Source organism: Wolbachia endosymbiont (group A) of Urophora cardui, assembly GCF_964028435.1.
In the GTDB taxonomy this organism is placed as follows: Bacteria; Pseudomonadota; Alphaproteobacteria; order Rickettsiales; family Anaplasmataceae; genus Wolbachia.
Map to the genome: position 1 here is coordinate 1133402 of NZ_OZ034774.1, position 24924 is coordinate 1158325.

The 24924-nt window shown below is 34.5% G+C and carries 18 protein-coding genes and 3 pseudogenes; 13 read left to right on the plus strand and 8 right to left on the minus strand.

All coding sequences use genetic code 11. The features are described from left to right. The first annotated feature begins 335 nt into the window (after positions 1 to 335). From coxB to ABWU38_RS05505, 5 genes are all read left to right on the plus strand, one after another. Positions 336 to 1100, plus strand: coding sequence for a cytochrome c oxidase subunit II (coxB, locus tag ABWU38_RS05485; RefSeq protein ID WP_182182743.1), 765 nt, complete (start codon positions 336 to 338; stop codon positions 1098 to 1100). 15 nt (positions 1101 to 1115) lie between these two features. After that, positions 1116 to 2666, plus strand: a complete 1551-nt coding sequence (gene ctaD, locus ABWU38_RS05490) for a cytochrome c oxidase subunit I (RefSeq protein ID WP_353272624.1) — start codon at positions 1116 to 1118, stop codon at positions 2664 to 2666. A 1-nt stretch (position 2667) separates the two neighbouring features. Further along, positions 2668 to 3555 (plus strand): heme o synthase, encoded by an 888-nt coding sequence (locus ABWU38_RS05495; RefSeq protein ID WP_253309067.1) that lies wholly within the window; start codon positions 2668 to 2670, stop codon positions 3553 to 3555. A gap of 175 nt (positions 3556 to 3730) precedes the next feature. Then, the gene (rnhA, locus tag ABWU38_RS05500; protein WP_253309066.1) at positions 3731 to 4168 is read left to right on the plus strand and encodes a ribonuclease HI; all 438 of its coding nucleotides are present in this window, start codon (positions 3731 to 3733) and stop codon (positions 4166 to 4168) included. Continuing rightward, positions 4161 to 7277 carry an AsmA-like C-terminal domain-containing protein gene (locus tag ABWU38_RS05505; RefSeq protein ID WP_353272625.1) on the plus strand — a complete coding sequence of 1039 codons (3117 nt, stop codon included), beginning with the start codon at positions 4161 to 4163 and terminating at the stop codon, positions 7275 to 7277. Before rnhA ends, ABWU38_RS05505 begins: the two co-directional genes overlap by 8 nt. A gap of 287 nt (positions 7278 to 7564) precedes the next feature. Here the strand turns inward: ABWU38_RS05505 and ABWU38_RS05510 are convergent, their stop codons facing one another. Next, the gene (locus ABWU38_RS05510) at positions 7565 to 7693 is read right to left on the minus strand and encodes a hypothetical protein (protein WP_353272626.1); all 129 of its coding nucleotides are present in this window, start codon (positions 7691 to 7693) and stop codon (positions 7565 to 7567) included. A 185-nt stretch (positions 7694 to 7878) separates the two neighbouring features. Between ABWU38_RS05510 and ABWU38_RS05515 the strand changes: the two are divergent. Continuing rightward, positions 7879 to 9109, plus strand: a pseudogene (locus ABWU38_RS05515) (IS256 family transposase). A gap of 23 nt (positions 9110 to 9132) precedes the next feature. Here the strand turns inward: ABWU38_RS05515 and ABWU38_RS05520 are convergent. Continuing rightward, the gene (locus ABWU38_RS05520; protein ID WP_353272627.1) at positions 9133 to 10749 is read right to left on the minus strand and encodes a hypothetical protein; all 1617 of its coding nucleotides are present in this window, start codon (positions 10747 to 10749) and stop codon (positions 9133 to 9135) included. 135 nt (positions 10750 to 10884) lie between these two features. Next, a complete protein-coding gene (locus tag ABWU38_RS05525; RefSeq protein WP_353272628.1) occupies positions 10885 to 11418 on the minus strand; it encodes an HK97 family phage prohead protease in 534 nt (177 codons plus the stop codon). A 949-nt stretch (positions 11419 to 12367) separates the two neighbouring features. Between ABWU38_RS05525 and ABWU38_RS05530 the strand changes: the two genes are divergently transcribed. The 5 genes from ABWU38_RS05530 (at position 12368) to ABWU38_RS05550 (ending at position 18576) form a co-directional block, all read left to right on the plus strand. After that, complete coding sequence (locus tag ABWU38_RS05530; protein ID WP_353272629.1) at positions 12368 to 13465, plus strand: type I glyceraldehyde-3-phosphate dehydrogenase; 1098 nt, start codon at positions 12368 to 12370, stop codon at positions 13463 to 13465. Then, positions 13462 to 14220: a twin-arginine translocase subunit TatC gene (tatC, locus tag ABWU38_RS05535; protein ID WP_353272630.1), complete on the plus strand. Its 759-nt coding sequence runs from the start codon at positions 13462 to 13464 to the stop codon at positions 14218 to 14220. Before ABWU38_RS05530 ends, tatC begins: the two co-directional genes overlap by 4 nt. A 150-nt stretch (positions 14221 to 14370) precedes the next feature. After that, complete coding sequence (locus tag ABWU38_RS05540) at positions 14371 to 15027, plus strand: hypothetical protein (protein ID WP_353272631.1); 657 nt, start codon at positions 14371 to 14373, stop codon at positions 15025 to 15027. Between the two features lie 1198 nt (positions 15028 to 16225). Then, positions 16226 to 18184: a hypothetical protein gene (locus tag ABWU38_RS05545; RefSeq protein WP_353272632.1), complete on the plus strand. Its 1959-nt coding sequence runs from the start codon at positions 16226 to 16228 to the stop codon at positions 18182 to 18184. Between the two features lie 212 nt (positions 18185 to 18396). Continuing rightward, positions 18397 to 18576 carry a hypothetical protein gene (locus tag ABWU38_RS05550; RefSeq protein WP_353272633.1) on the plus strand — a complete coding sequence of 60 codons (180 nt, stop codon included), beginning with the start codon at positions 18397 to 18399 and terminating at the stop codon, positions 18574 to 18576. A gap of 19 nt (positions 18577 to 18595) precedes the next feature. Here the strand turns inward: ABWU38_RS05550 and ABWU38_RS05555 are convergent. After that, positions 18596 to 19069: pseudogene (locus tag ABWU38_RS05555) on the minus strand (transposase); the annotation flags it as partial. A gap of 114 nt (positions 19070 to 19183) precedes the next feature. Between ABWU38_RS05555 and ABWU38_RS05560 the strand changes: the two are divergent. After that, on the plus strand, positions 19184 to 20143 hold the full coding sequence (locus tag ABWU38_RS05560) for an IS5 family transposase (RefSeq protein WP_353272271.1): 960 nt from the start codon (positions 19184 to 19186) through the stop codon (positions 20141 to 20143). A 30-nt stretch (positions 20144 to 20173) separates the two neighbouring features. Here the strand turns inward: ABWU38_RS05560 and ABWU38_RS05565 are convergent. The 3 genes and pseudogenes from ABWU38_RS05565 to infA form a co-directional block, all read right to left on the minus strand. Further along, a pseudogene (locus tag ABWU38_RS05565) lies at positions 20174 to 20955 on the minus strand (IS256 family transposase); the annotation flags it as partial. A 192-nt stretch (positions 20956 to 21147) separates the two neighbouring features. Continuing rightward, the gene (locus tag ABWU38_RS05570; RefSeq protein WP_064125248.1) at positions 21148 to 21741 is read right to left on the minus strand and encodes a Maf family nucleotide pyrophosphatase; all 594 of its coding nucleotides are present in this window, start codon (positions 21739 to 21741) and stop codon (positions 21148 to 21150) included. Then, positions 21719 to 21982: a translation initiation factor IF-1 gene (infA, locus tag ABWU38_RS05575; RefSeq protein WP_164224845.1), complete on the minus strand. Its 264-nt coding sequence runs from the start codon at positions 21980 to 21982 to the stop codon at positions 21719 to 21721. Before infA ends, ABWU38_RS05570 begins: the two co-directional genes overlap by 23 nt. 263 nt (positions 21983 to 22245) lie before the next feature. Here infA and ABWU38_RS05580 point away from each other — a divergent pair, with 263 nt between their 5' ends. After that, positions 22246 to 23196, plus strand: a complete 951-nt coding sequence (locus ABWU38_RS05580; RefSeq protein WP_353272270.1) for an IS481 family transposase — start codon at positions 22246 to 22248, stop codon at positions 23194 to 23196. Here ABWU38_RS05580 and ABWU38_RS05585 read toward each other — a convergent pair. Further along, complete coding sequence (locus tag ABWU38_RS05585) at positions 23153 to 24808, minus strand: hypothetical protein (protein ID WP_353272634.1); 1656 nt, start codon at positions 24806 to 24808, stop codon at positions 23153 to 23155. The two genes, ABWU38_RS05580 and ABWU38_RS05585, sit on opposite strands and share 44 nt — an antisense overlap. Between the last annotated feature and the right edge of the window lie 116 nt (positions 24809 to 24924).

The window sequence follows — 24924 nt, forward strand, 5'->3', positions numbered from 1 at the left end:
TTGTAAGATTTTGATCTTGCAAATTATAAACTTGTCATAAATTAATAGTGTCTGTTACTGCTTTTAGGTGTGAGGCTAGAGGGTTATTAGCAGTAACAGACACTATTAAACTTATTATAGAATTTACTTAAAGTAAATACTTAATTTAAAATATTATAATATTTTTCCTTACAATAGATTTATGTAAATGCTTTTTTCCTCAAATTAGTATTGTACTATTATACTTATTGAATGCTAAAAAATTATTAACCATCACTAATCTCTATTTGCATAGTAAGTTTATATATACTATTATACAGTATATCATTTAGTTTTATAGCAAACAAACAAAAGATATGGTGAAGTTATTTGCACTATTGATAATATTTTACTCAAATATATCTGTTGCCTCTGCTCCTACTTCCTGGCAATTTGGATTTCCTGCTCCTGCAACTGAAGTAATGGAGGCTGTAGTTAGGTCACATTCGTTTGTAATGGTTGTGATGGTTGCAATAATGCTTTTTGTGTGGGCGCTGCTTGCTTATGTAGTATTTCGCTTTCGTAAAAGCAAAGTGGCAAACGTAAGCCAAACTAACCACAATGTCCTTTTAGAAATTGTTTGGTTTGTTATACCAACGATTATTGTTGGTATATTAGCCTTTGAAAACGCTAAATTACTGAAGCTACAGGAAGAAATACCGAAAGCTGATATAACACTGAAAGTTATTGGCCATCAATGGTATTGGAGTTACCAATATCCAGAATATCAAGGTGTGTCATTTGATAGTTATATTAAGGGAAAAGAAGACTTTATCGAAGGAGATTTAAAGCTATTCTCTGTTGATAACAACATCGTTTTACCCATTAATACTAACGTTCGTTTACAAGTTACAGCAGGAGATGTGATACACAGCTGGGGAGTACCGGCTTTCGGTGTAAAAATTGATGCGATACCAGGTAGGCTGAATGAGGCGTGGTTTAATATCAAAAAGTCTGGTGTTTATTACGGGCAGTGCTATGAATTGTGTGGTCAAGGCCATGGATTTATGCCAATTGTTGTTGAAGCAGTAAGCAAAGAAGATTTTAATAAGTGGATTGAAAATAGAAAATTAGTGAGTTAAATTTGGAGTATAGATATGAGTGACGTACCAAAGGGCATAAAGCGTTGGTTGTTTTCCACTAATCATAAAGAAATAGGGACACTGTACATTATTTTTTCCATATTAGCTGGAATTATTGGTGGATTATTATCGGTGATTATTCGCACTCAGCTAATGCACATTAATATACTTAACAATAATTATCAATTATATAACGTAATGGTTACAGGGCATGCGTTGATAATGGTGTTTTTTATGATAATGCCAGCCCTCATGGGAGGATTTGGTAACTGGTTTGTACCTCTCATGATTGGCGCACCAGATATGGCATTTCCTCGTATGAATAATTTAAGTTTTTGGTTATTAGTGTCATCTTTTATTTTGCTCATTCTCTCAGTGTTTATTGGTGAAGGTCCAGGTACAGGTTGGACTTTATATCCACCTTTATCACAGGTAATGTCCCATCCAAGTGCAGGAGTTGACATTGCTATACTTGCACTTCATGTTGCTGGTATGTCGTCAATTGTTGGGGCGATCAACTTTATAGTTACTATATTTAACATGCGCACAAAAGGAATGTCATTAACTAAGATGCCACTGTTTGTTTGGTCTGTCTTGCTAACAGCATTTATGTTGATTGTTGCCTTACCAGTGCTTGCCGGTGCTATAACTATGCTTCTTACTGATCGCAATGTTGGTACTTCCTTTTTTGATCCTGCCGGTGGCGGAGATCCTGTGTTATTTCAACATCTATTTTGGTTTTTTGGTCATCCAGAAGTTTACGTAATTATTTTTCCTGCATTTGGCATCATAAGTCAGGTTGTATCAACTTTTTCTCACAGACCTGTATTTGGTTACATAGGGATGGTTTATGCTATGATAGGTATAGCAGTATTTGGCTTTATGGTGTGGGTTCATCATATGTTCACTGTTGGGCTTAGTGCTGACGCTGCTGCATTTTTTAGCACTACCACAATTTTTATCGGTGTTATAACTGGTGTAAAAGTCTTTAGCTGGATTGCAACTATGTGGGGTGGAGCAATTGAGTTTAAGACCCCTATGCTATTTGCACTAGGTTTTATTTTCATGTTTGTTGGCGGTGGCATAACGGGAATAATTCTTTCTCATGGTGGAATAGATAAGCTTCTGCATGATACCTACTATGTTGTTGCTCACTTCCATTATGTCATGTCACTTGCTGCATTATTTGGAGCTTTTGCTGGCTTTTATTATTGGATTGGTAAAATGTCGGGTAAACAATATAATGAGCGCTTAGGTCAAATCCACTTTTGGCTTACTTTTATTAGTACCAATATCACTTTTTTACCTCAACATTTCTTAGGATTAGCTGGCATGCCAAGGCGTATACCTGATTATCCTGATGCGTTTATTCCTTGGAATTATATATCCTCAATTGGCTCATATATGTCCTTTGTTTCAGTTATGTTTTTTGTGTTTATAGTTATACATCTCTTTAAATGGGGCAAAAAAGCTGGAGATAATCCTTGGGAAGGTGACACCTTGGAATGGACAGTATCTTCACCACCGCCTTTTCATACTTTCGAAAAGCCACCAGTGGTAAAATAGAATGTACACAAGTGTTTTGCTAAATGTTGAATCAACAATACTGGATTTTTGGCGTTTGCTGAAGCCAAGGATAATGTATCTTGTGGTATTTACTGCAGTTGCTGGTATGGTTACTGCACCAGGTAGTATGCACCCTTTTCTAGCACTAATATCTCTTATATGTGTTGCTCTTGGCTCAGGATCTGCAGGTGCTATAAATATGTGGTATGACAGAGACATAGATCTGCTCATGGAAAGGACAAAAAACCGCCCTATACCCTCAGGAAGAATTCTTGCAGAAAGTGCGCTTGAATTTGGTATAACTCTTGGAATATTGTCAGTATTTATCATGGCAATAGCAGTAAACTATATTTCTGCTGCTTTGCTTGCAGTTAGCATATTATTTTACGTTTTCGTATATACAATTTGGCTAAAAAGGCGTACTCCACAGAATATCGTTATCGGTGGTGCAGCAGGTGCTTTTCCTCCAATGATTGGCTGGGCAGCTGTGACTAATTCTGTCAGTTGGGAAAGTTTCATTTTATTTTTAGTAATTTTTATGTGGACTCCACCACACTTTTGGGCCCTATCTTTAAATAAGTCTGAAGACTATGCAAGAGCATCGATTCCTATGTTCAATATTGTTTATGGTCCGGAAAAAACAAGAAAATATATATTAATTTATAGTGTGTTGCTGGTATTAACCAGCTTGCTTCCAGCTCTATTTTTGAAAAAGGCTTTACTTTATCTAAGCATGGCAATTTTTGCAGGTTGCATCTTTATTTGGTACGCTATATCAATTCTCAGATTCAAGAACCACAACTCACAGAAACAAATGTTTTCTTATTCAATTTCTTATCTATTTTCCCTATTCGCCAGTATTATTTTTTGTTCTATTGATTTATTTTAGTTATGAAAGAACGGCAGAAGCATAAAAACTATTTTTTACTTTTCCTTTTGGTAATGCTCGTTGTCACACTTTTTTTTGTTTCTATAATAAAATTTAAAGGTGCAGCTTAAACTACCTTTAGAAATTGTGCTTTCATAAAAGCAACTATATACTTTGTTAACCGATATAAACAAAGATGAGTAAGAAAGAAGTGACAATATACACGGATGGGGCGTGTTCTGGTAATCCTGGAGCGGGAGGATGGGCAGCTATCATATTATTTCAAGATTATAGAAAAGACATTTATGGTAGAGAAGAAAATACCACAAACAATAAAATGGAGTTAACAGCGGTGATCAATGGGCTAAAAGTATTGAAATTTTCTTGTAATATTAATTTATATACGGATAGTCTTTATATTAAGCATGGCATAACAGAGTGGATAAATAAGTGGAAAATGAATGGCTGGAAAACAAGTAATAAAAAATCAGTAAAAAATATGGAATTGTGGAAAGAGCTAGACAACGTTGCTTCACAACACGAAATTGATTGGAAGTGGGTTAAAGCACACAGTGGCAATAAATATAATGAGGAGGCTGATATTTTAGCAAGAAAAGCAATAATCGATGCTTAAAAAAATTACTATATTATTTTCCGTAGCTTTATTGTTCATATTGTGCTTCTTTATTTTTTTAAAGCCTTTAGAAATCAATATTAATTATATTAATTTTTATGTTAAACATAAAATATCAAAAATATTTGTTGGCTCAAGCGTTAATATGGAGAATACCTCAGTTGTTTGGCAGAAAGATGGCAAAGATCCGTATTTAGTCATTACAGATTTGGCAATAGCAAACCCTAATTTTACTATAAAAGTTCCTGAGCTTTTTGTACATTTTAAGTTAAGTTCCTTATCTAAAGCTAGCACAAATCTCTCTCAGGTTTCAGCTGATAATGTGCATGTATGTATCAAGAGAGAAGAAACTAATGTTAATCCGCAAAACTCATTAGACCTTTTGGATAATCATTATTTAAATAGTAACCGCCTTCCTTCGGTGTCATTCCAGCGCGTGACGCTGGAATCTAGAAAAAAAGAAACAAGTAGTCAAGCTACTTGGATGACAAGGACGAGTGCTGGAATGACAGGGAAGAATTTCAAGATGACAGAAAGCAGTGCAAAAAATCTATTAAAAACAATAAGGGAATTTTTTTTTGACTTAAATGCGGATTCAAAAATTGAATTTACTAACATCGCTATTGATAAAAGCACAGAAGATGAATTTTTTATTGATAAATTATATATAGGGAAGGGGGAAGATTTTAATGTTTTAGATATTCATGTGAATACAAAAGATGGCAAGGGATTTTTGGATGATTTATCAATTACAATAAAAAATCGCAACAATTTGCTAAATGTATACGGGACATTTTATAATCTAAAATTGGGACTATTGAGCGAGTTTTCTACATTAGTTAAAAGCTACAATTTGGACAAAAATATAGGATTCAAAGGAAGCTTCTCAGTGAAAATTAATAAAAAGGATGAAATTGTAGATGGAAATATATACGTATTGAATACAGAAAATTATTTGAACAAAAATTTGGCCTTAACTAATGTAAATATAAATTTAACATATAGTGATGGAATTATTAGTGTAAAAAACTTCCATTTTAAGTTAAATGACACGTATCTCTCTTTAATAGGCAAGATGAACTTTAGTACAAGTCATGCTTTGCTTAGAATTAATATTAGCAAGTTTGCTGCAAAGGATTTATGTACTTATGTACCAGATGGTGTAGTGAATAGTAAATTTAGAAGCTGGTATTGTGATAATATTAATGGGGATGTTTTAAATACCATTGTAAGTTTCAATGGCAAAATTAACAATTTGGTTGATGACGATCTGTCAGACATTGTAATTGTTGCTGATATAGAAAATGGTAGCGTAAAATTTGATGAAGATTTTGAGCAAGTAAAGGAATTAAAGGGTGATTTGATCATCAAGAATAACGATCTCAAAATTACTGCAAATAGCGCTAAGTTTCAGAATTTCACTATTAATGGTGGTGATATTGAAATGAAATCTCTCAATAAGGAAAATTCAGTTCTAACCATTAATGGCCAAGCTGTAAGTGATGCGTATGGTTTATATGAGCCTATAAGATTTAAGCTGGATGATGTGGTGAAGGTTGAAAGGGATAAAGTAAGTGGAATGGCAAAATCTGTATTTAATTTTCGCATTTTTAATCTAAATGATGATGACAAAAAAGTAGACTTCTCAGCAAATTTTCATTTTGAAATTGATAATTTGGCCGTCTATAATGCAAGTCTTGGTAAATATGACATTAAGCTTAGTTTTGGCAGTGACTTTATAGATTTAAATGGTAGTGGTATGGTGAATAACACACAGCTATTATTTGACCTGAAAAGTAGCAATAGGAATGAAAGTTTTGCCTGGAATTTGACAGGAGATTTACCCGCTCAAATACTTGATTTTGATGAAAATATAGGTGGCTATGTCAATACAAATATAGAATCGGTGATAAATCAAGATAAGACGGGACATGTTAATGGTAATATGGATTTATCAGAGCTTGAATCACGTTCAAGTTATTTTGGGTGGAAAAATCGTTTTGAAGATCACAATAAAGTTTTGTTCTCTGTAAAATTAAAAGGTGCCGATGAATTGTTAGTAGACAAATTAGATGTTATAGGAAATGACCTAGATATAAAATTCAGCGGAAGAGTAGGAAATGGAAATTTATATTTAAATTCTAGTAGTTTTAAATTGCCTGATAATGATTTTAGTATAGAAATTGAATCAGGTAAGGAAAAAAATGCCATAACTATTTATGGTGAGAAAATCAATTTGAGTGATATTTTAGGCTTGCTTGGCAAAAACAATAATGGATTAAACAAAGATATAGAAATTAGTATGAATGTTGACAATGTAATTATGAAAGAAGGCGTCGTTATCAAAAATGCTAAGCTGAATGTAACCTGTACTAAAGGTAATTGCAATGGAAGTCAATTTACAGGACAGTTTCTAGAAGATAGCAGCAACATACTAGCGGAATACAGTGGAATAGGGCTCGAAATATATGCGGATAATGCAGGTATACTTTCGCGTTCCTTAGGCATTAGTAAATCAGTCAAAAATGGTAAACTTTCTCTTTATCTATCTCCTCAAAGAGAAAATGAAGAACATTATGGCATGTTATCTATTAGTAATTTTTATATCAAAGATGCTCCACTACTCACTACTTTATTATCGATGTCTTCGCTTCCTGGTATTGTAAATGCTATAAAGGATGAAGGTGTATACTTTTATAAATGTAATGTACCTTTCTCATACAAAGATGGCTCTGTCGAAATTGAAGAATCTTGGCTTGAAGGGGCGGAATTAGGCATTAGCACTAGCGGTAAGCTCGACATTAGAAATTATAAATTCCAAGTTGAAGGACAGGTAATACCAGCATATTCAATTAATAAATCTTTGTTAAAAATTCCTATAATTGGGAAACTTCTTACTGGCGGGAAAAGTAGGGGAATCGTTTCAATAGACTATAAAGCAAGTGGTGATGACAAAAACAATAACGTATCTGTTGATCTTATCTCTTCGCTAACTCCAAACCTATTAAAGAGGTTATTGGGAGTGTTTGATCGCATTATGACAAAAACTAACGAAGCTGTCATCGGTGGCTTAAAAGGTGGTGTGAAAAAGAAATTTGGTTCGACATGACCAAAAGGGAAGTTGTTTAACAAAATTATGGACAAAAATGCAAGAATTTCCGAATGATCCACCTGGTTTTTTATCTAATTATTTAAGCAATACCACTCTCTTTCTGGAAACTTGATTATGATAAAGTAAAAGTTATTTCTTTACAAAATTATAGACAAAAAATGCAAGAATTTCGGAATGATCCACCTAGTTTTTTATCTAGTTGTTTAAGTTCCCTTTATCGCCTCCCATATCTGCAAAGTTATAAATACAACTAGAAGGGTAGGGGATAAAAGTTCGTTATTTCACTATATTAGGTCATCATGTTGGTGATAATCTGAGTAATTGCCTACGTAATTTTCGTCAGCATCGTGATTAACATCAGGTTTAAGCAAAGAAAGATTATCATCGGATTGTTCTTCTAATAAGTTAAGCAAAGAAAGATTGTTATCAGATTGTTCTTCCTCTTTAGACCCAAATAACCATGAAAAGAATGATGAGATAGAATCAATAACGGATTTAATTGCTGGAAAAATATTGGATAAGAAATGGGAGTGTTAAATAAACTGTGTCAAACCGAAAAAAAAGTAATAAATTGATATAAAAAAATGGAGGTTTGACAATGAGTCAGAAAGTAGTAAACAGAACTACCGGTTTGGTAGATTATAAAGAATTAGAAACAAATATCCTGTCGTCTATACGAGAAGGAAGACCGTTGACAGGAAGAAATGGAGCATTAACACCGTTTATAAAAAAGTTGCTGGAGGTAAGCCTGGAAGGTGAAATAGAAAACCACTTGTCGGCTGAAAGCGAAGAGAATAATCGAAGAAATGGGAGGAATGCAAAGACTTTACGTACAAGCGCAGGGTCATTTGAGCTTTTGACGCCAAGAGATAGGGAAGGAAGTTTCGAACCACAAATAGTCAAAAAAAGGCAAACAAACTTACATCCAGAGCTTGAAACGAAGATTTTGAGCACATTTGCCAGTGGTATGGGCTATAGAGATATAGTGTCACATGTTGAGGAAATTTATGATCACAAAATATCGGTGGCAGAGATATCAAGTATTACTGACAAATTGCTACCAGTAATCAACGAATGGCGTAGTCGCCCGCTGCAGTCTGTATATCCGATAGTTTTCATGGTTTTTTAAAGTCAAAGAGGACGGGCATTGCGTAAGTAAATGCATGTATAACATATTAGGCATAGATCAAAATGGCAAAAAAGAAGTATTAGGTTTTTATTTGGCTGAAAGTGAAGGAGCTAACTTCTGGTTGGGAGTGCTAAATGACCTCAAAGAAAGAGGAGTAGAAGATATCCTTATTGCCTGCGTTGATGGGCTGAAAAGCTTTCCTGCAGCTATAAACAGTGTCTTTCCTAATGCGGAAGTGCAGATGTGTATAGTGCATCAGATACGCAACTCACTGAAGTATGTGGCCAGTAAAGATGCGAAGAGTTTTTTGAGCGATTTAAAGAAGGTATATCAAGCTTCAAGCAAGGAAATTGCCGAGAATTATCTGTTGGAATTAGATGAAAAATGGGACACAAAGTACCCTATGGTTATAAAATCTTGGCAGAATAATTGGGAAAACTTGTCTGGTTATTTTAAGTATTCTGGTCCAGTTAGGAGGATAATCTACACCACCAATCCCATAGAGGGGCTACATAGGCAAATTAGGAAATTCACTAAGACCAAAGGCTCATTTACCAGCATAAATGCCTTGTATAAGCAGGTATATTGTGCTATAAAGAAGGCAGAGGAAAAGTGGACGATGCCTGTACATGATTGGGCATTAACTATCTCTCAACTTGATGTTTTCTTTCCTGGCAAATTGAAAATTGAGTTGAACTAAAAATGCGGTTTGACACAGTTTATTTAACACTCCCAATAATTAAGTGATTTTTTAGTAGATGCTGGCTTTAAGCTTATTATACTTGATCCTTGAGCTTTTGTCTGTTCTTGTATATCTTTCTCTGTTAACTTCCCATTTTGTTGTTCATCTTCAGCTGTTGAATTTTCAACTTGCTGTATTTTCAACTCGTAATTTTCTCCAAGTGTGTCTGTATGCGCTTTAACAGATGACATTGCAACACTTCTTACTTTTTCTAATTCTACATTCAGATGTTCAACTTGCTCTTGTAACTTTTTATTATCCCCTTGTGAAGACTCTAATTTTCTCTCCAATTCTGCCTTTAGTCTTTCTATTTCTTCAGCTTTATTTCCTTCTAAGATCTGCTTTTCTTCTTCAGTAGCGTTTAGCTGACTGATTAAAATTTTTAATTTATCTTCTAAGTCAACTTTTTTTCCCTGTAGTTGTTGCTCTTGATTATTTAGTGGTAGTTGCTGCGCTAACAATTCCATCACGCTCAAAGAAGTTTTATTTAAGGTATCACCTATTCCAGCTAACTCCCATTCTTTACTTCCTTCTAAGATCTGCACTTGTTCTTGCAACCTAGCAATCTCATTTTCTGAGCTCTTTTTCTCTACTTCAGCAGTTCTTAATTGACTTCCCAAGCTCTCTAATTTGCGTTCTAACTCACGCTGACTTTCCTCATGCATTTTGCGTTCTTCTTTCATAGCTTTTAACTGCTCCTCTTTTTCACTATTTAAAGCATTAATTCTGTCTTTTAATTCAACATCTTCCTTTCTTTCTTGCTTCAATTCTGTTTCTTTTTGCTGTAGACAATTTATCTTCTCCAATTGTTCTGTTGACTCCTTCTCTTTTACAGATAAATTTTCCTTGAGTTTTGTTACTTGCGCTTGCAAATCTTCATTGTCTTTCTTAACAGCCTCATTTATATCTTTATTTTTATCGATAAGTGATTTAATGAAAGCTTCTTGCTCTCTTATTCTTTTCTCTTGATCAGATATAGTGCGCTGTTGTTCGTTATTTTTAGCATCCATTTCCTTTTTATCTTCATCTAATCCTTCATTTAACCGCATTAAACTATTTATTTTCGTGTCTTTTTCTTTCACCTCTACCAACTCTTCTTTGCATTCTGCAAGTTTAGATTCCAAATCCTCATTTTCCTTTTTTAAGAAGGCATTTTGTAAACGCTCAAGTTCTAGTTCCTGACTTACACCTTCCTCCTCTATGCTTACTTCTTCCATACTATCGTATTCTTCATCAATGAATTCATCATTTACTATAGTATCAAAACAACTCTCATCAGTGAACTCACTATTTTCTTCAGTTTGAACCTCTCCATCCTTACTTATTACTTCACTCTGGCTCCCTTTTTCTGCAACCTCAGGTTTTAAGTCAGCTCCAATATTTTTATCCGTTGTTTCAACACATTCGGTCTGCATTGTCGTATCTTGAAATGTTACTTTATTAGATAGAATATTTTCCGCCCATTTGTTCCATTTCTTTGGTAGTATTCGTCCAATCGTTTTTAAGTACAACCAAGCAAATACAGTAGACCAACTGTATTTTTTTTCCTTTCGTTTAACATTAATTTCATAATTAACCGTATTGTTAGTATTTAGCATAAAATTACCTTATTTTTTAACTTCGATTTACAGAAAATTTTAACAGTAGTAAAGTTATATATATTAGTATAAATGTTAAATAAATACTAACGCAGGTATCAAATTATGGTAAAGTCTTTGCCCGCCTAATACACTTTAAGCAGAAATGTACATGTCTGTAAGTACAGCATTTGCTTTTTCTATCGCTCTTGCTAACATTTCCTGTTCATTGTTCTGATTTTTCACATTGATTACCTGAGCAGCTAAGTTTGCAGGAAAAGTGACCAAACTGACTTCCCATAATTCCACTTGTTTTAACACTCTAGCTCCGCTTTTATGATCAACATCATACTCTATAGGTATATAGCCGATGGAAAGTCCATTGATTACTCCAGTTTTGAGCATTAAGTACGCTTCCTTTGCTTTTTGGATGCCCAAAAGTAAGTGTGCGGTTATATACAGGCCAACATCATTTTCGCAAATATCTATAATATTACCTATAGGTTCACCTGGATTGTGCTGCCAAAGGAGTTTTATTTTATTTCTGTTTAAATTTTCCTCAAATGCTCCGGGTAAGATCAGGTCATTTTGTTTATCAACTATATTAAAAACGCTAGCATAACCAGAAAATACACCGTTTTCTCCTATGCTTTTTATTGACAATGGTGAATAGAGAAATTTCTTATTCATAAAGCCTCCTGTAGTATTGGGAATTTTGTTTGCACAATGCACTGCAATGTCAAATCTATTATATGCAGTTCTCTAAAAAGGGGAAGCACTTTTCTTAGTTACTAAAAACGCTAACTGGAATCCAGATTGGACACTGGGTTATAAAAGTATAGCTTCTACATCATACCGCCGCGGTATCTCTAGATCCCGCTAACAAGCAGCGGGATGACGGTTGTCAGGGTGTCATCCCAGTGCCCAGACTGCAGTTCTCTAAAAAGGGAAAGCACTTTTCTTAGTTACTAAAAACGCTAACTGGAATCCAGATTGGACACTGGGTTATAAAAGTATAGCTTCTACGTCATACCGCCGCGGTATCTCTAGATCCCGCTAACAAGCAGCGGGATGACACCTCTCTTGGGCTCTTTTAGCTACAAACGTTAAGAAATTTACCAAACGAAAAAAAAGGCAAAAGAAGCCCTAGTCATTGTCTATTTTCTGTATTGGCGTTTTTTAAGTCTTAAACACTGCAATTTAGCTGCTTTTAAGTGCAACTAACCTTAACTAAAATGTTTGAGAAATTTACTAAGCAGAAAAAAAGGCAAAAGAAACCCCGTGGTAATTAGTGTTCACTCTCTAATCCTGCAAATTGGCGTACTATACTGTCTTAAACGACTTATAAGCGCGTTTCAGCTTGTGTGGGTAAAAACCCAGAAATGTTGTGAAGACATAAGGTGCACATAGTGCAAAAAATTAAAAATAAGACGCCAACTACGTTGTTTTCTTGCTGTTTAATCTGCACAGATGAAGATAACTGAATACCTTCACTATCATGATAAGGGGGCTGGCGGAGTTTGTAAAGCAATTTTTTAGCCCTGTCTCCTTGCTATAATGTTCATATCGATAGAAAAGCAAAAGAATAGAATGAAATATCAAGTGATATCCTCTATAATTAAATTTTTTGAATGAAGAGATGACGATTCGTGTAGGAATTAATGGTCTGGGTAGAATAGGCAGAGGCGTATTGCGTGCTATTTTCGAAATAGAAGAATATAGCAAACAAATAGAAGTTGTAGCTGTGAATGGATCGCTCAGTGCAAAGCAGCATGCACATTTGATTAAATATGATTCTGTTCATGGCAAATTCAGTGGTGATATTGACTTTAATGAGTCTCAAAATTGGCTATCTATAAATGGCAGAAAATTTTCTTTATATAGAGAACGGAGCCCTGAAAATATTCCTTGGAATGTTGATGTAATACTTGAATGTACTGGTGCATTTAACAAGCGTGAAGAAGCAATAAGGCACAATGCAGAGAAAGTGATTGTCTCTGCTCCAGTTCCAGATGCTGATGTAACTATAGTTTATGGTGTGAATAATGATATGCTCAAAAAAGAGCATAAAGTAATATCAGCAGGTTCTTGCACTACAAATTGCCTTGCTCCGATTGTGAAAGTCCTACACTCTAATCTAGGTATAAAAAGTGGCTTTATGACTACTATACATGCCTATACGAATGATCAAAATGTTCTTGATGGCAATCATAGAGACTTATGCAGAGCAAGGGCTTGCGGATTATCTATGGTGCCAACTACAACCTGGGCAGCAAAAACAATCGGTTCTGTAATTCCTGAATTAAAGGGAAAGCTAGATGGCACTGCCGTCAGAGTTCCAGTTAGCAATGTTTCTATGGTTGATTTTAAATTTACGACTGATAAGAAAGCGACCGTTAAAGAAATAAATGAAATGTTTAAGGATGCAGCTCTCTCCTCTACGTCATTCCAGCGCGTGACGCTGGAATCTAATTTCTGGATCCCAGTGTCAGCTACTCGGATGACATCAGAGGGTACTAGGATGACAGAGGGTTCTCCAATGTCAAATGTACTTTCTATATGCACGGAACCTTTAGTTTCAATAGACTTTGTGCATAACCCTTATAGCGCAATTGTGGATTCAACTGGTACATATGTTACAGGCGACATCTGTAGAGTTGCAGCGTGGTATGACAATGAGTGGGCTTTTTCGCTGAGAATGTTAGACATAGCATTATTGAGCCATAGTAAAGTATGAATGGAAACCCAAACAAATATGCTTCATTTTGTGAGCACTTTGCGGAACTCAGAAAAAGAGTTATCTTTTGCTTTCTATTTTTTTGCGTTACTTTTGGTTTTTGTTACTACTTTAAGGAAAATATATACCGTTTTTTACTTGCACCTTTAATAGAAGCAACAAAAGATAGCGAAGGTTTTTCTTTAATTTACACAGACTTAACAGAGGCATTTTTTGTGTATCTTAGAGTCGCAATAATGAGCACATTTTTGTTTTCTTTTCCTGTGTTTGCATGGCAATTCTATATGTTCTTAGCACCTGGGTTATATAAAAGTGAAAGGGCAGTGTTGTTGCCATACTTAATTGCAACCCCGGTTTTATTTGTAACGGGAGCTACTGTAGTCTATTACTATATATTTCCTTTAGCCTGGAAGTTTTTTATCAACTTCGAACACAGTGGTAAATCCTTCGATATACCGATAGAGTTTATGCCATCAGTTAGCGAATATTTAGACCTCGTTCTCCAATTTATGTTTGCATTTGGCACTGCATTTCAAATTCCAGTAATACTCACATTGATGGTGAGAGTAGGGTTACTCACTACACAAAGTTTGTCAAATAAACGCAGAATCGCGATAGTGGTAATTTTTATTATCGCTGCAATCTTAACTCCACCTGATGTATTAAGCCAAGTAGGGCTTGCAATACCAATGCTGATTCTATATGAATTGTCCATTTTGATATGTAGGTATATTGAGAAGAAGGCAAAGGTTTGAATAAATATGTATTTGTAACGTTCTTTTTCGAGCACAAGCACCTTTCTCTTGTTTGAGTGTGTGTGATAATTCCTAATAAGACTTTTTGTATTTGATTTTTTACATAAAACATGCAATAATTAAACTTAGTAGACTTATGGGAGTAATTGTATGTTTGGTTTAACAGAAGAACAAAGGAAATTATATGATCGGTTACAGAACGCAATAAAAGATCATGGTAACGTTGCTGAAATTCTACAAGGAGTTTCAAAAGATGATTTACTAGCAGTTCTTAGTGCTCGTGGTACAACCATAGAGTTCAAAAATGGTGAAAGATATACTAAAAAACTATTTTACTATAGTAGAGTTATTAAGAATCAAGAAGGCTTGAAAGTTATTTCTAATGAGATGACAAAGAAAGATATATCACTTGATGAAATATTAAACGCTGAGATTATAAATATTGAATTCCCCAACGTTGTAAAATTTGATGGGACGCCGCCTGAAGACAAGCAAATGCTTTTTGATGAACTTGGGGATTTTGTCGAGAGTTTTGTCGAGAGTTTTGTCGAGAGTTTTGCCAAGGGTTTTGCCAAGGGTTTTGCCAAAGGTTTTAATGATAAAATGAAAGAGAAACATGAGATAGAAACTAAACAAGTAACTAATAAAGCAATAGGAATTGGTATCACTTGTGGTGTTATAGCTGCATTGGCAGTCGGTGTTGGATGTGGTGTTGCCGGTGTTCAATTATCAGTATTAGCTATAGTTGGCATAGCTGTAGCTGCTGCGCTGGCAGTCGGGATGGCTTTGTTGCATCGCTACTTATGAAAGGCTAACTATAGCTAGGATTATAAGCAACCTATTGAAAATCTTGTTTTTTTGCAATCAATCTGATCAAATTTAAGAATAGTAATTTATTATTTATATTAATAAACTTAATTCTATTGAAAATAGCTAAAGCATTGAAATTCTTGAATTTTAGCCGGATTAGTGAGTGGTAGTGAAATTTCTTTTACTCAAATTTAGGTATTCACTGACCGTTCTTGTTATAAATACCAGAATAATAAGCTACTGATATTCTCCATCTTTTTTATCTTTAATCCATCATAGCTAGCGATGCAACAAAGCCAGTCGGGATTGTTGCTGGCGTTATTACATATGCAGTATTAAAACCTAGTGGTAGACTAGAAGAAGCTCACGCACAAGAAGAAAAAGAAAAGGTACCTGCTTAGAAATTCGCCATATAGTTAAGTTAAAAACAGTAGAAGGAAGAAGCCTTCTTCCTTGTCTTTTACCGAAATACCAATTTTCTTATTTAAGCATATATTGAGGTTATTCACGGCATTGTGAATAACTTGGTTGATAACCCAGTGGAATACATAGTTTACGCGTTATGAGTACTTTGGAGATCTATAATAAGTATGATCTCCAAATACTAATATGTAATACTTAAAGAGATACTTTAACACTTTCTCTTAAGTACTAATCTGGAGGTTCGACAAGTTGCTGTTTAAAAGGTTGGGAAGTAGTTTTATTAGCATTGAAAATTACATAATATACATTATGGAAAATAAAATCACATAATATAAGAAGCAACGCTAAAAATAAAATCACATAATATAGCGAACTATAGCTAACCTAAGAAAGGTTTTCCTACGTCATACCGCCGCGGTATCTCTCAGCCGCTAACAAGTAGCGGGATGACGAGCTTATCGTCATCCCGCCGCGAACCGTCATACCGCGATTCATTCGCGGTATCTCGGCATAGATTCCGCTAACTAGTAGCGGGATGACGAATTTGTCGTTTTTCAAATTGTCGGTAAATCTAAGTCAGTTTAGCTATATAAAACATAGTATAAAAAGAGCTATTTCAGCAAAATTTTAAACAAATAAAGTTCATTAGCTTCACAATTGGCACTTTATGAGAAAAGTACATTTGATATACAGATTTAAAATACAAGTTAACGAATTATTATGATTTTTACCAAGATAATAATATAGTAAGGTTTGGTAGTGAGGTATCAAAATGGGAAAATACACTAACGCATGGTTTTATAAGAAAGATAATCACGATTGTGCAAACGATGGTACTTGCGGGCAATCTATAACGGATTTTAGGATTGGTGATTCTAAAATTTCTTTCCACGATAACCATGGAAGAACGATTGCACAAATACCTAAGTTGCCTAACGGAAACTCTTTTACATACTATAATAATTTATATAAAACTGCACAATCAAGAAACTTTGGTGAGAATACAAAATACGTAGGAGTACAAGATGTGCTGCCTAATCAATTTAATTTTGAATACGGAAAGTTGAATTGCGTAATACATTATGACAATGTATCGCAACAAGAACAGGAGCAAATGAAGCTCGATATTAAAAATGCTTATGAAGCATATAAAGCAAAGTTTTGTATTGCTAGTAATATTCAAGTTACTGTGCATACCTATATTTTTAATAATGGAGATGATTATAGGAGATATGGCACTTTGGTTCCTGGGTTTTCACGGAGTCAATCTTCGCTCAATATTTCTGGTGGGATGACGAACGGAGAAAGCGTATTGCTCTATAAAGATGCTTATACGGACAACGTTTTAGCCCATGAATTCGGTCATGTGTTTCAATTCAAGCTTTCCGAAGCAAAAGTAGAGGAGTTAGACCGTATAAATAATCAGCTGATGGCAAATGCAATTGGACTTGAAGTAGAAGAAAAAAATTATAAAGCTATTTGCAAGCAGATGGGTGTAGATGAATATAAAGACCATGGATCGATGTTTCAATTTAAATATAAAGATACAACTGGTAGTATATACCGCAAGGATCTTTCAGAAGAAGAGAAATTTCAAATTATACAACGTGTCAAGAATTCTGGACTAGATGAATATGAAGACCGTGGATCGATGTTTCAATTTAAATATAAAGGTACACTTTATAAATATCACAAGAACCTTTCAGAAGAAGAAAAATTTAAAGCTATACAAAATGTCAAGAATATTCATGAACTAGTAGATGAATATAAAGACCATGGATCGATGTTTAGTTTTAAATACAAAGGTACAACTGGTAGTATATACCTCAAGGATCTTTCAGAAGAAGAAAAATTTCAAATTATACAACGTGTCAAGAATTCTGGACTAGATGAATATGAAGACCGTGGATCGATGTTTCAATTTAAATATAAAGATACAACTGGTAGTATATACCTCAAGGATCTTTCAGAAGAAGAAAAATTTCAAATTATACAACGTGTCAAGAATTCTGGACTAGATGAATATGAAGACCGTGGATCGATGTTTCAATTTAAATATAAAGATACAACTTATAGTATATACCGCAAGGACCTTTCAGAAGAAGAGAAATTTCAAATTATACAACGTGTCAAGAATTTTGGACTAGATGAATATGAAGACCGTGGATCGATGTTTCAATTTAAATATAAAGGTACACTTTATAAATATCACAAGAACCTTTCAGAAGAAGAAAAATTTAAAGCTATACAAAATGTCAAGAATATTCATGAACTAGTAGATGAATATAAAGACCATGGATCGATGTTTAGTTTTAAATACAAAGGCACCACTTATAACGTAAAATGCGAGTACTTTTCAGAAAAAGAAAAACTTCAATTTATCAAAGACATTAAGAACTCTCATGAATCGCTCATTAGTGAATGTGATGGATTAAATGAGGGGCCATTAAGTCAGAATGCAACTGTAGTAATTTCTATTGATGAAAATAAGGAGATAAGTCGAATGTATTTTCATAATCCAGACAAGAATATGTCCGAATGGTTAGATAAGACACTTATAAGCAGAAGTAAGTCTGAAGAAGATGTGGATGACACAGATCCAAAACCAGGAAAAGAGCCTGAACCAGAATGGCTTTGTTGCATCGCTACTTATGAAAGGCTAACTATAGCTAGGATTATAAGCAACCTATTGAAAATCTTGTTTTTTTGCAATCAATCTGATCAAATTTAAGAATAGTAATTTATTATTTATATTAATAAACTTAATTCTATTGAAAATAGCTAAAGCATTGAAATTCTTGAATTTTAGCCGGATTAGTGAGTGGTAGTGAAATTTCTTTTACTCAAATTTAGGTATTCACTGACCGTTCTTGTTATAAATACCAGAATAATAAGCTACTGATATTCTCCATCTTTTTTATCTTTAATCCATCATAGCTAGCGATGCAACAAAGCCAACCAGAATCAGGAAAAGAATCCAAAGAGGATATAAGCAGAAGTAAACCTGAACAAGAGGTGGAAAAATCAAATGAAGTAGAGCAAAGTAATGTAGATGTAGAAGAGGAAAAAAGTAACCAGCAAGACACTCAGCAACCCAGTAATTTCTTAGGGAGTGTTAAATAAACTGTGTCAAACCGCATTTTTAGTTCAACTCAATTTTCAATTTGCCAGGAAAGAAAACATCAAGTTGAGAGATAGTTAATGCCCAATCATGTACAGGCATCGTCCACTTTTCCTCTGCCTTCTTTATAGCACAATATACCTGCTTATACAAGGCATTTATGCTGGTAAATGAGCCTTTGGTCTTAGTGAATTTCCTAATTTGCCTATGTAGCCCCTCTATGGGATTGGTGGTGTAGATTATCCTCCTAACTGGACCAGAATACTTAAAATAACCAGACAAGTTTTCCCAATTATTCTGCCAAGATTTTATAACCATAGGGTACTTTGTGCCCCATTTTTCATCCAATTCCAACAGATAATTCTCGGCAATTTCCTTGCTTGAAGCTTGATATACCTTCTTTAAATCGCTCAAAAAACTCTTCGCATCTTTACTGGCCACATACTTCAGTGAGTTGCGTATCTGATGCACTATACACATCTGCACTTCCGAATGGCTTTGTTGCATAGCTAGTGTTGGTTGAGGTTATTGTAAGAAGAAAAGCTTTTTAATATATGGCTACTAACGCATTTTGTTGTAAAATAGGCATTTTTCAAACAAGTACAACTTATGCCACAAAAAATGAGAGTAAGTAACCAAAGAGAATATAACGAGTTTCTCAAAAAAAGAGGAAATGTTTTTCATTTTGTTAATCAAGCCATAGAAAATTGGTATGAAAATAGTCCAAAAGTTGCAGGTGGCAATAACACTTATAGTGATAAAGTTGTAATTTTAATACACATAATAGTTCATCTTTTTAGAATTGGCTTGAGACAAGCTGTAGGTTTTGTAAAAGGTTATATGGTACAAATAGGCAAAAAACTTAAGATTATCAGCTATACACAAGCTTCCAGAAGATTTAAAAAGCTTAATTTGAAGATTGATGACCATAGAAGCAATAAAGATGATCTGGAAAATGTTGAAATTGCCGTAGATAGCACTAGAGTTAGTATCTACAATAAGAACGGTGGGCATAGTAAGCTTAATATTCGAAAAAGAAAATACAGTGGTTATGGTCAAGTAAGAAAATTACATGTTGTTTTAAACATAAATGATAAGAAAGCAATAAGCATGAACTACACTAGTGGTGTTGCTGTAGACTATTTGCCGGTCTGCGATATGTTAGAAGAAGTCAGTGATAAATATAACATTTGTTCTATTCGAGCAGATGCGGCTTATGATATAAAAAGTGTGTATAAAGAATGCAGAAAATACAATATTGTGCCTATTATTCGCCCTAGGAAGGATACTAAAATTTGTTTAGCTGACTACTTATCAGAAAGAAACAAGTATATTAGTAGAATTAGGTCATATGAGAATTATGAAGATGGTATTAATGAATGGAAGAAAAAAGTTAAGTATGGAGCACGGTCTTATATTGAAGTCTTTTTCTATAGGTTGAAGCAAATATTTGGGTTTGGCTTGAAAAATAAATCAGAGGTAAATCGTGAAAAAGAGCTGTTAATTAAGTGCTACTTATTGAACAAATTTACTGATATAGGTATGGCTAAATTTAAATTAGCTGCGTAAATTCACTGTGATTTACATGCCTATCAGTGCTATGCAACAAAGCCGTTCCGAATTAGGAAAGACACTGTTTATAGCTGCAGGAAAGCTTTTCAGCCCATCAACGCAGGCAATAAGGATATCTTCTACTCCTCTTTCTTTGAGGTCATTTAGCACTCCCAACCAGAAGTTAGCTCCTTCACTTTCAGCCAAATAAAAACCTAATACTTCTTTTTTGCCATTTTGATCTATGCCTAATATGTTATACATGCATTTACTTACGCAATGCCCGTCCTCTTTGACTTTAAAAAACCATGAAAACTATCGGATATACAGACTGCAGCGGGCGACTACGCCATTCGTTGATTACTGGTAGCAATTTGTCAGTAATACTTGATATCTCTGCCACCGATATTTTGTGATCATAAATTTCCTCAACATGTGACACTATATCTCTATAGCCCATACCACTGGCAAATGTGCTCAAAATCTTCGTTTCAAGCTCTGGATGTAAGTTTGTTTGCCTTTTTTTGACTATTTGTGGTTCGAAACTTCCTTCCCTATCTTCTTGGCGTCAAAAGCTCAAATGACCCTGCGCTTGTACGTAAAGTCTTTGCATTCCTCCCATTTCTTCGATTATTCTCTTCGCTTTCAGCCGACAAGTGGTTTTCTATTTCACCTTCCAGGCTTACCTCCAGCAACTTTTTTATAAACGGTGTTAATGCTCCATCTCTTCCTGTCAACGGTCTTCCTTCTCGTATAGACAACAGGATATTTGTTTCTAATTCTTTATAATCTACCAAACCGGTAGTTCTGTTTACTACTTTCTGACTCATTGTCAAACCTCCATTTTTTTATATCAATTTATTACTTTTTTTTCGGTTTGACACAGTTTATTTAACACTCCCACTACTTCAGTGACGAAAAAAGACAGATTTGTTGGGCACACTTGTTAAGGGATTTCGAAAGGCTATCTACCCACTTTAAATGGTGCTATATTGGGCCTTAACTTAACGCGTATGGTTTATTTAACACTCCCGGTTAAAATAATTACTTAGCAAACAATAGGTTTCATGTAATGGTAACCCTATAACGGAAGAGTAGGAGCCGCGTAAGAACAATACGAACATCCCAGCTAGGCCTTGTATATTGCATCCCCCTGCCCTATTTTTCCACTCTTCTGATGCTAAATAATACTTAATTTCTTGTTCACTGAGACGTTTAAATTTCACTATTGTAACCACAGTTCTAATATGTTGTTTAGATTGATCGGGAGTTAATAGACACACACTGGTATATACTCTATGCCTTCTTCCTGATAACAAGCGGATGCATTTTTCTGCTTGCTCAACGTTTTCAGCTTTAAGCAATATCCTTCTACCACAAGCAACAACTGTATCAACACCAAGCACAAAGTAATTTGGATTTGAACTTTGTATTTTCTCAGCTTTACTTTTTGCCATACGGATTGAGTAATCCTTCGGAAGTTCCTTTTTTAAAGGGGCTTCATCTATGTCTGCTGGCAAAATTAAACCTGGCTCAATATTTATTTGTTTTAGTAAAGCTATACGCCTTTTCGATGATGAAGCAAGAATAAGATTATTTAGAGATCGTTCTGTCACTTGTACCTTTAAGCCTTCTAATGATCCGACCTTTTTTCGCATTCCTATCGTAAATGCTCATCTCAACTAACACCCTATCCCCGATAATGATGCGTATTTTACTTCTTCTCACTTTCCCTGATACATGACAGATAATCTCATGTTCATTGTCCAGTTTCACTCTAAATTCTGCTGCAGGTAGTAAAGCAGTTACTGCCCCTTCCACTTCAAAAATTGTTTTCGATTTCTCGTCTTTTATCATATGTTATATTATAATTTAATAATCTTTTTCAGTCTACTATAGATTTTAAATTATTATCAACACAAAAGACTTTTTGCACCCCACTTAAGTATTTCTCTTGCAACTTAACCCCAACCATCTTCACAATAATGCGAGAGGAAGGTGAGCTACCTACCTACGTTTCTACTCCTTGCCTGTGCTCTGATAGGACTTACGGACTGTACAGTCCCAGAGTGTGATGGTATGATAAAATATGAGAAAAAAATACCATCAAAGGAGGAGTTATGGGACAAATATTACATGGGTGCGCCAAAACAACACAGACGATTCGTAGAGCAATACAAAATAGAAAAGAGAGCATAGCAAAACTCTCCAAGCATTATAACCTTAATCCAAAAACTATTATTAAGTGGAGAAAACGTTCATTTACGAAAGATGCTGATATGGGTCCAAAGCGTCCAAGATCGACTGTTTTAACGCTAGAAGAGGAAGCTATAATAGTTACATTTCGCAAGTATACACTACTGCCACTAGATGATTGCCTTTACGCTCTGCAGTCTACAATTCCGCATTTGACTCGCTCTAGCTTGCATCGTTGTTTACAAAGACACAACATTAGCAGATTACCAACTGTTGATGGAGAAGTTAAGTCAAAAAAGAAATTCAAACAATATCCTATCGGTTACTTTCATATTGATATTGCTGAAGTTAGAACTGAGGAGGGCAAATTACATTTGTTTGTTGCTATTGATAGGACATCCAAATTTACCTATGTTGAGTTGCGTAACAGTGCTACAAAACCCATAGCTGCTGAGTTCTTACGTAATTTGATTAGAATTTTACCGTATAAAATCCATACTATTTTGACAGATAACGGTATACAATTTACAAACCAGAAGCGTCATAAGTATGCTTTCCAACACATATTTAATAGAGTTTGCGAAGAGAATGTTATTGAACATCGTTTGACAAAAGTTAGCCATCCTTGGACAAATGGGCAAGTTGAGCGTATGAATAAAACTTTAAAGGATGCTACAGTTAAGAAGTATTACTATCAATCGCACCAGCAACTTAAAGAACACCTTTATAACTTTGTTATGGCTTATAATTATGCAAAGAGACTCAAAACTCTTAAGGGTCTTACTCCTTATGAATTTATATGTTATCAGTGGACACAGTCTCCAGAATTATTTATACTAAATCCACACCATCACACTCTGGGACCATACAATTAACGTTATCTTCATCTTCAGTGAGTTTAAGTATAAGCATTGTATCTCCTGGAAATTCCTCGTACTCGTTTTCTGGAATGTCGAATTCTGGTCTCTCTTCTCCAAGTTTATCTTGTAAATCGCTATTCTGCCTCTCTTTTACAATTGTTTGATTATCTTCTGCTTGGGTTGTTTCTAGTTTCTCCTGTAGTTGCTGATTTTCTTGTGTTAATTCATGGTGCTTTTTATTTATCACTTGCAACTCTGCTTCTTCTTGCTTCAATTCAACGTTTTCTTCGGACAGCATCTGATTATTTAAAATCAATTCATCCATTTGTTGTGAAGCAACTTCTGGTTGAGTTTCAGTGTGCTGTAAATTGACTTCTGTTTGAATTAATGCATTGCTATTAATAGAAGGAGAAGAAGGAAGGCTATTGTCATCATCAACTTTAGGGTCTGGACCTTTCGATTCCCCCCCTGGTTCCTTATCTTGATAGGCCACTATAGATTCATTTTGAAAATTATTATTAGCAGTAGGTACAACATCAGCAGCCTTACCCTTTTCTAGTGATTTCATTACAGCATCATGTAAGACGAGGCCTTGAATATATAATTCATCATTTTGCTTTATTAATTCTAGGATCTCCTCCGATGACACAAAATCTTCACCATCAAATTTTAGTACTTCAGTTATGCCGCTACTACTCACATTCATAATCATGGTACACATTCTGGATCCATTCTCTACAGGCCAAGTGCTTGTCATTTCATAATATGCGCCTTCTTTAAATTCATAATATCTTTTCTTATCTTCTTGATGAGCGTATATTTCATGTTTTTTATTGCAATAGATATTCAGTTCTTTAATATCTTTCTCTTGCTGTAAAATGTCACTAATCCTTGTTGGCTCACTTCTATTGTAATTAATAAGGTTAACATTCAAAACTCTATGAGCGTTATCAGTTTCTGTGTAATAAGCTTGAAGCTCTACGTCTTTCCTCTCAAAATATTTACTTGCAGCTTTTTTTCCCTGCTCTGCCAACTTTATGCATTTATTTATATCTTCCTTAAAGCTCTTATTAGCAGACTCTGTTACTGCTTTATCTATGTACGTTTGTTTAAAATCTCTATCGTTTATTAGGTCATAAAAACTCCACTCATCCCTATAAGCCTTTTGTATAGCAGTGAAGTCACTTTCTTCTTTTAAAAGTACTAAGAAGCCTACCTTGTCTTCTAGATCTTTTAGTTTAAAACCTGTTATTATCTTCTCTAATTGAGAATCAAATTCTTTATTGGCAAAATTTTCAGCAAGATTATTTAAATTTCTTAATTCTTTGCATAATTTATCATTTTCTGCAATTGAGCGGCAGAACTTTATTGTAGCAGAGTCCTTAGTGGAAGGATTTTCTTTTTCCACTTCATTGATACGGTTCTTGAGAGATATAAAAGGTAGTGTAAACCGTGATGAATAACATAATTTTTCTTTTTCTTCTCCATACAACACCAGTAGGCGATGTATTGCATACCAGGTACATGATGCTGCCCTTATAACTGATTCAACATCATAATTCTCTGACTGATCACTTGTTTTTCCTGCCTCTGCTGTTTTGTCTCCCTTAGTCAAACCTCCAATCATCACACACCTCCTTTAACTATATTTACATTATACCAATTAACATATATTCAAAAAAATCAAACTGTATAACCACGTTCTACACTAACTTTTATTATTAACTTAATTGTGTTGAAAAT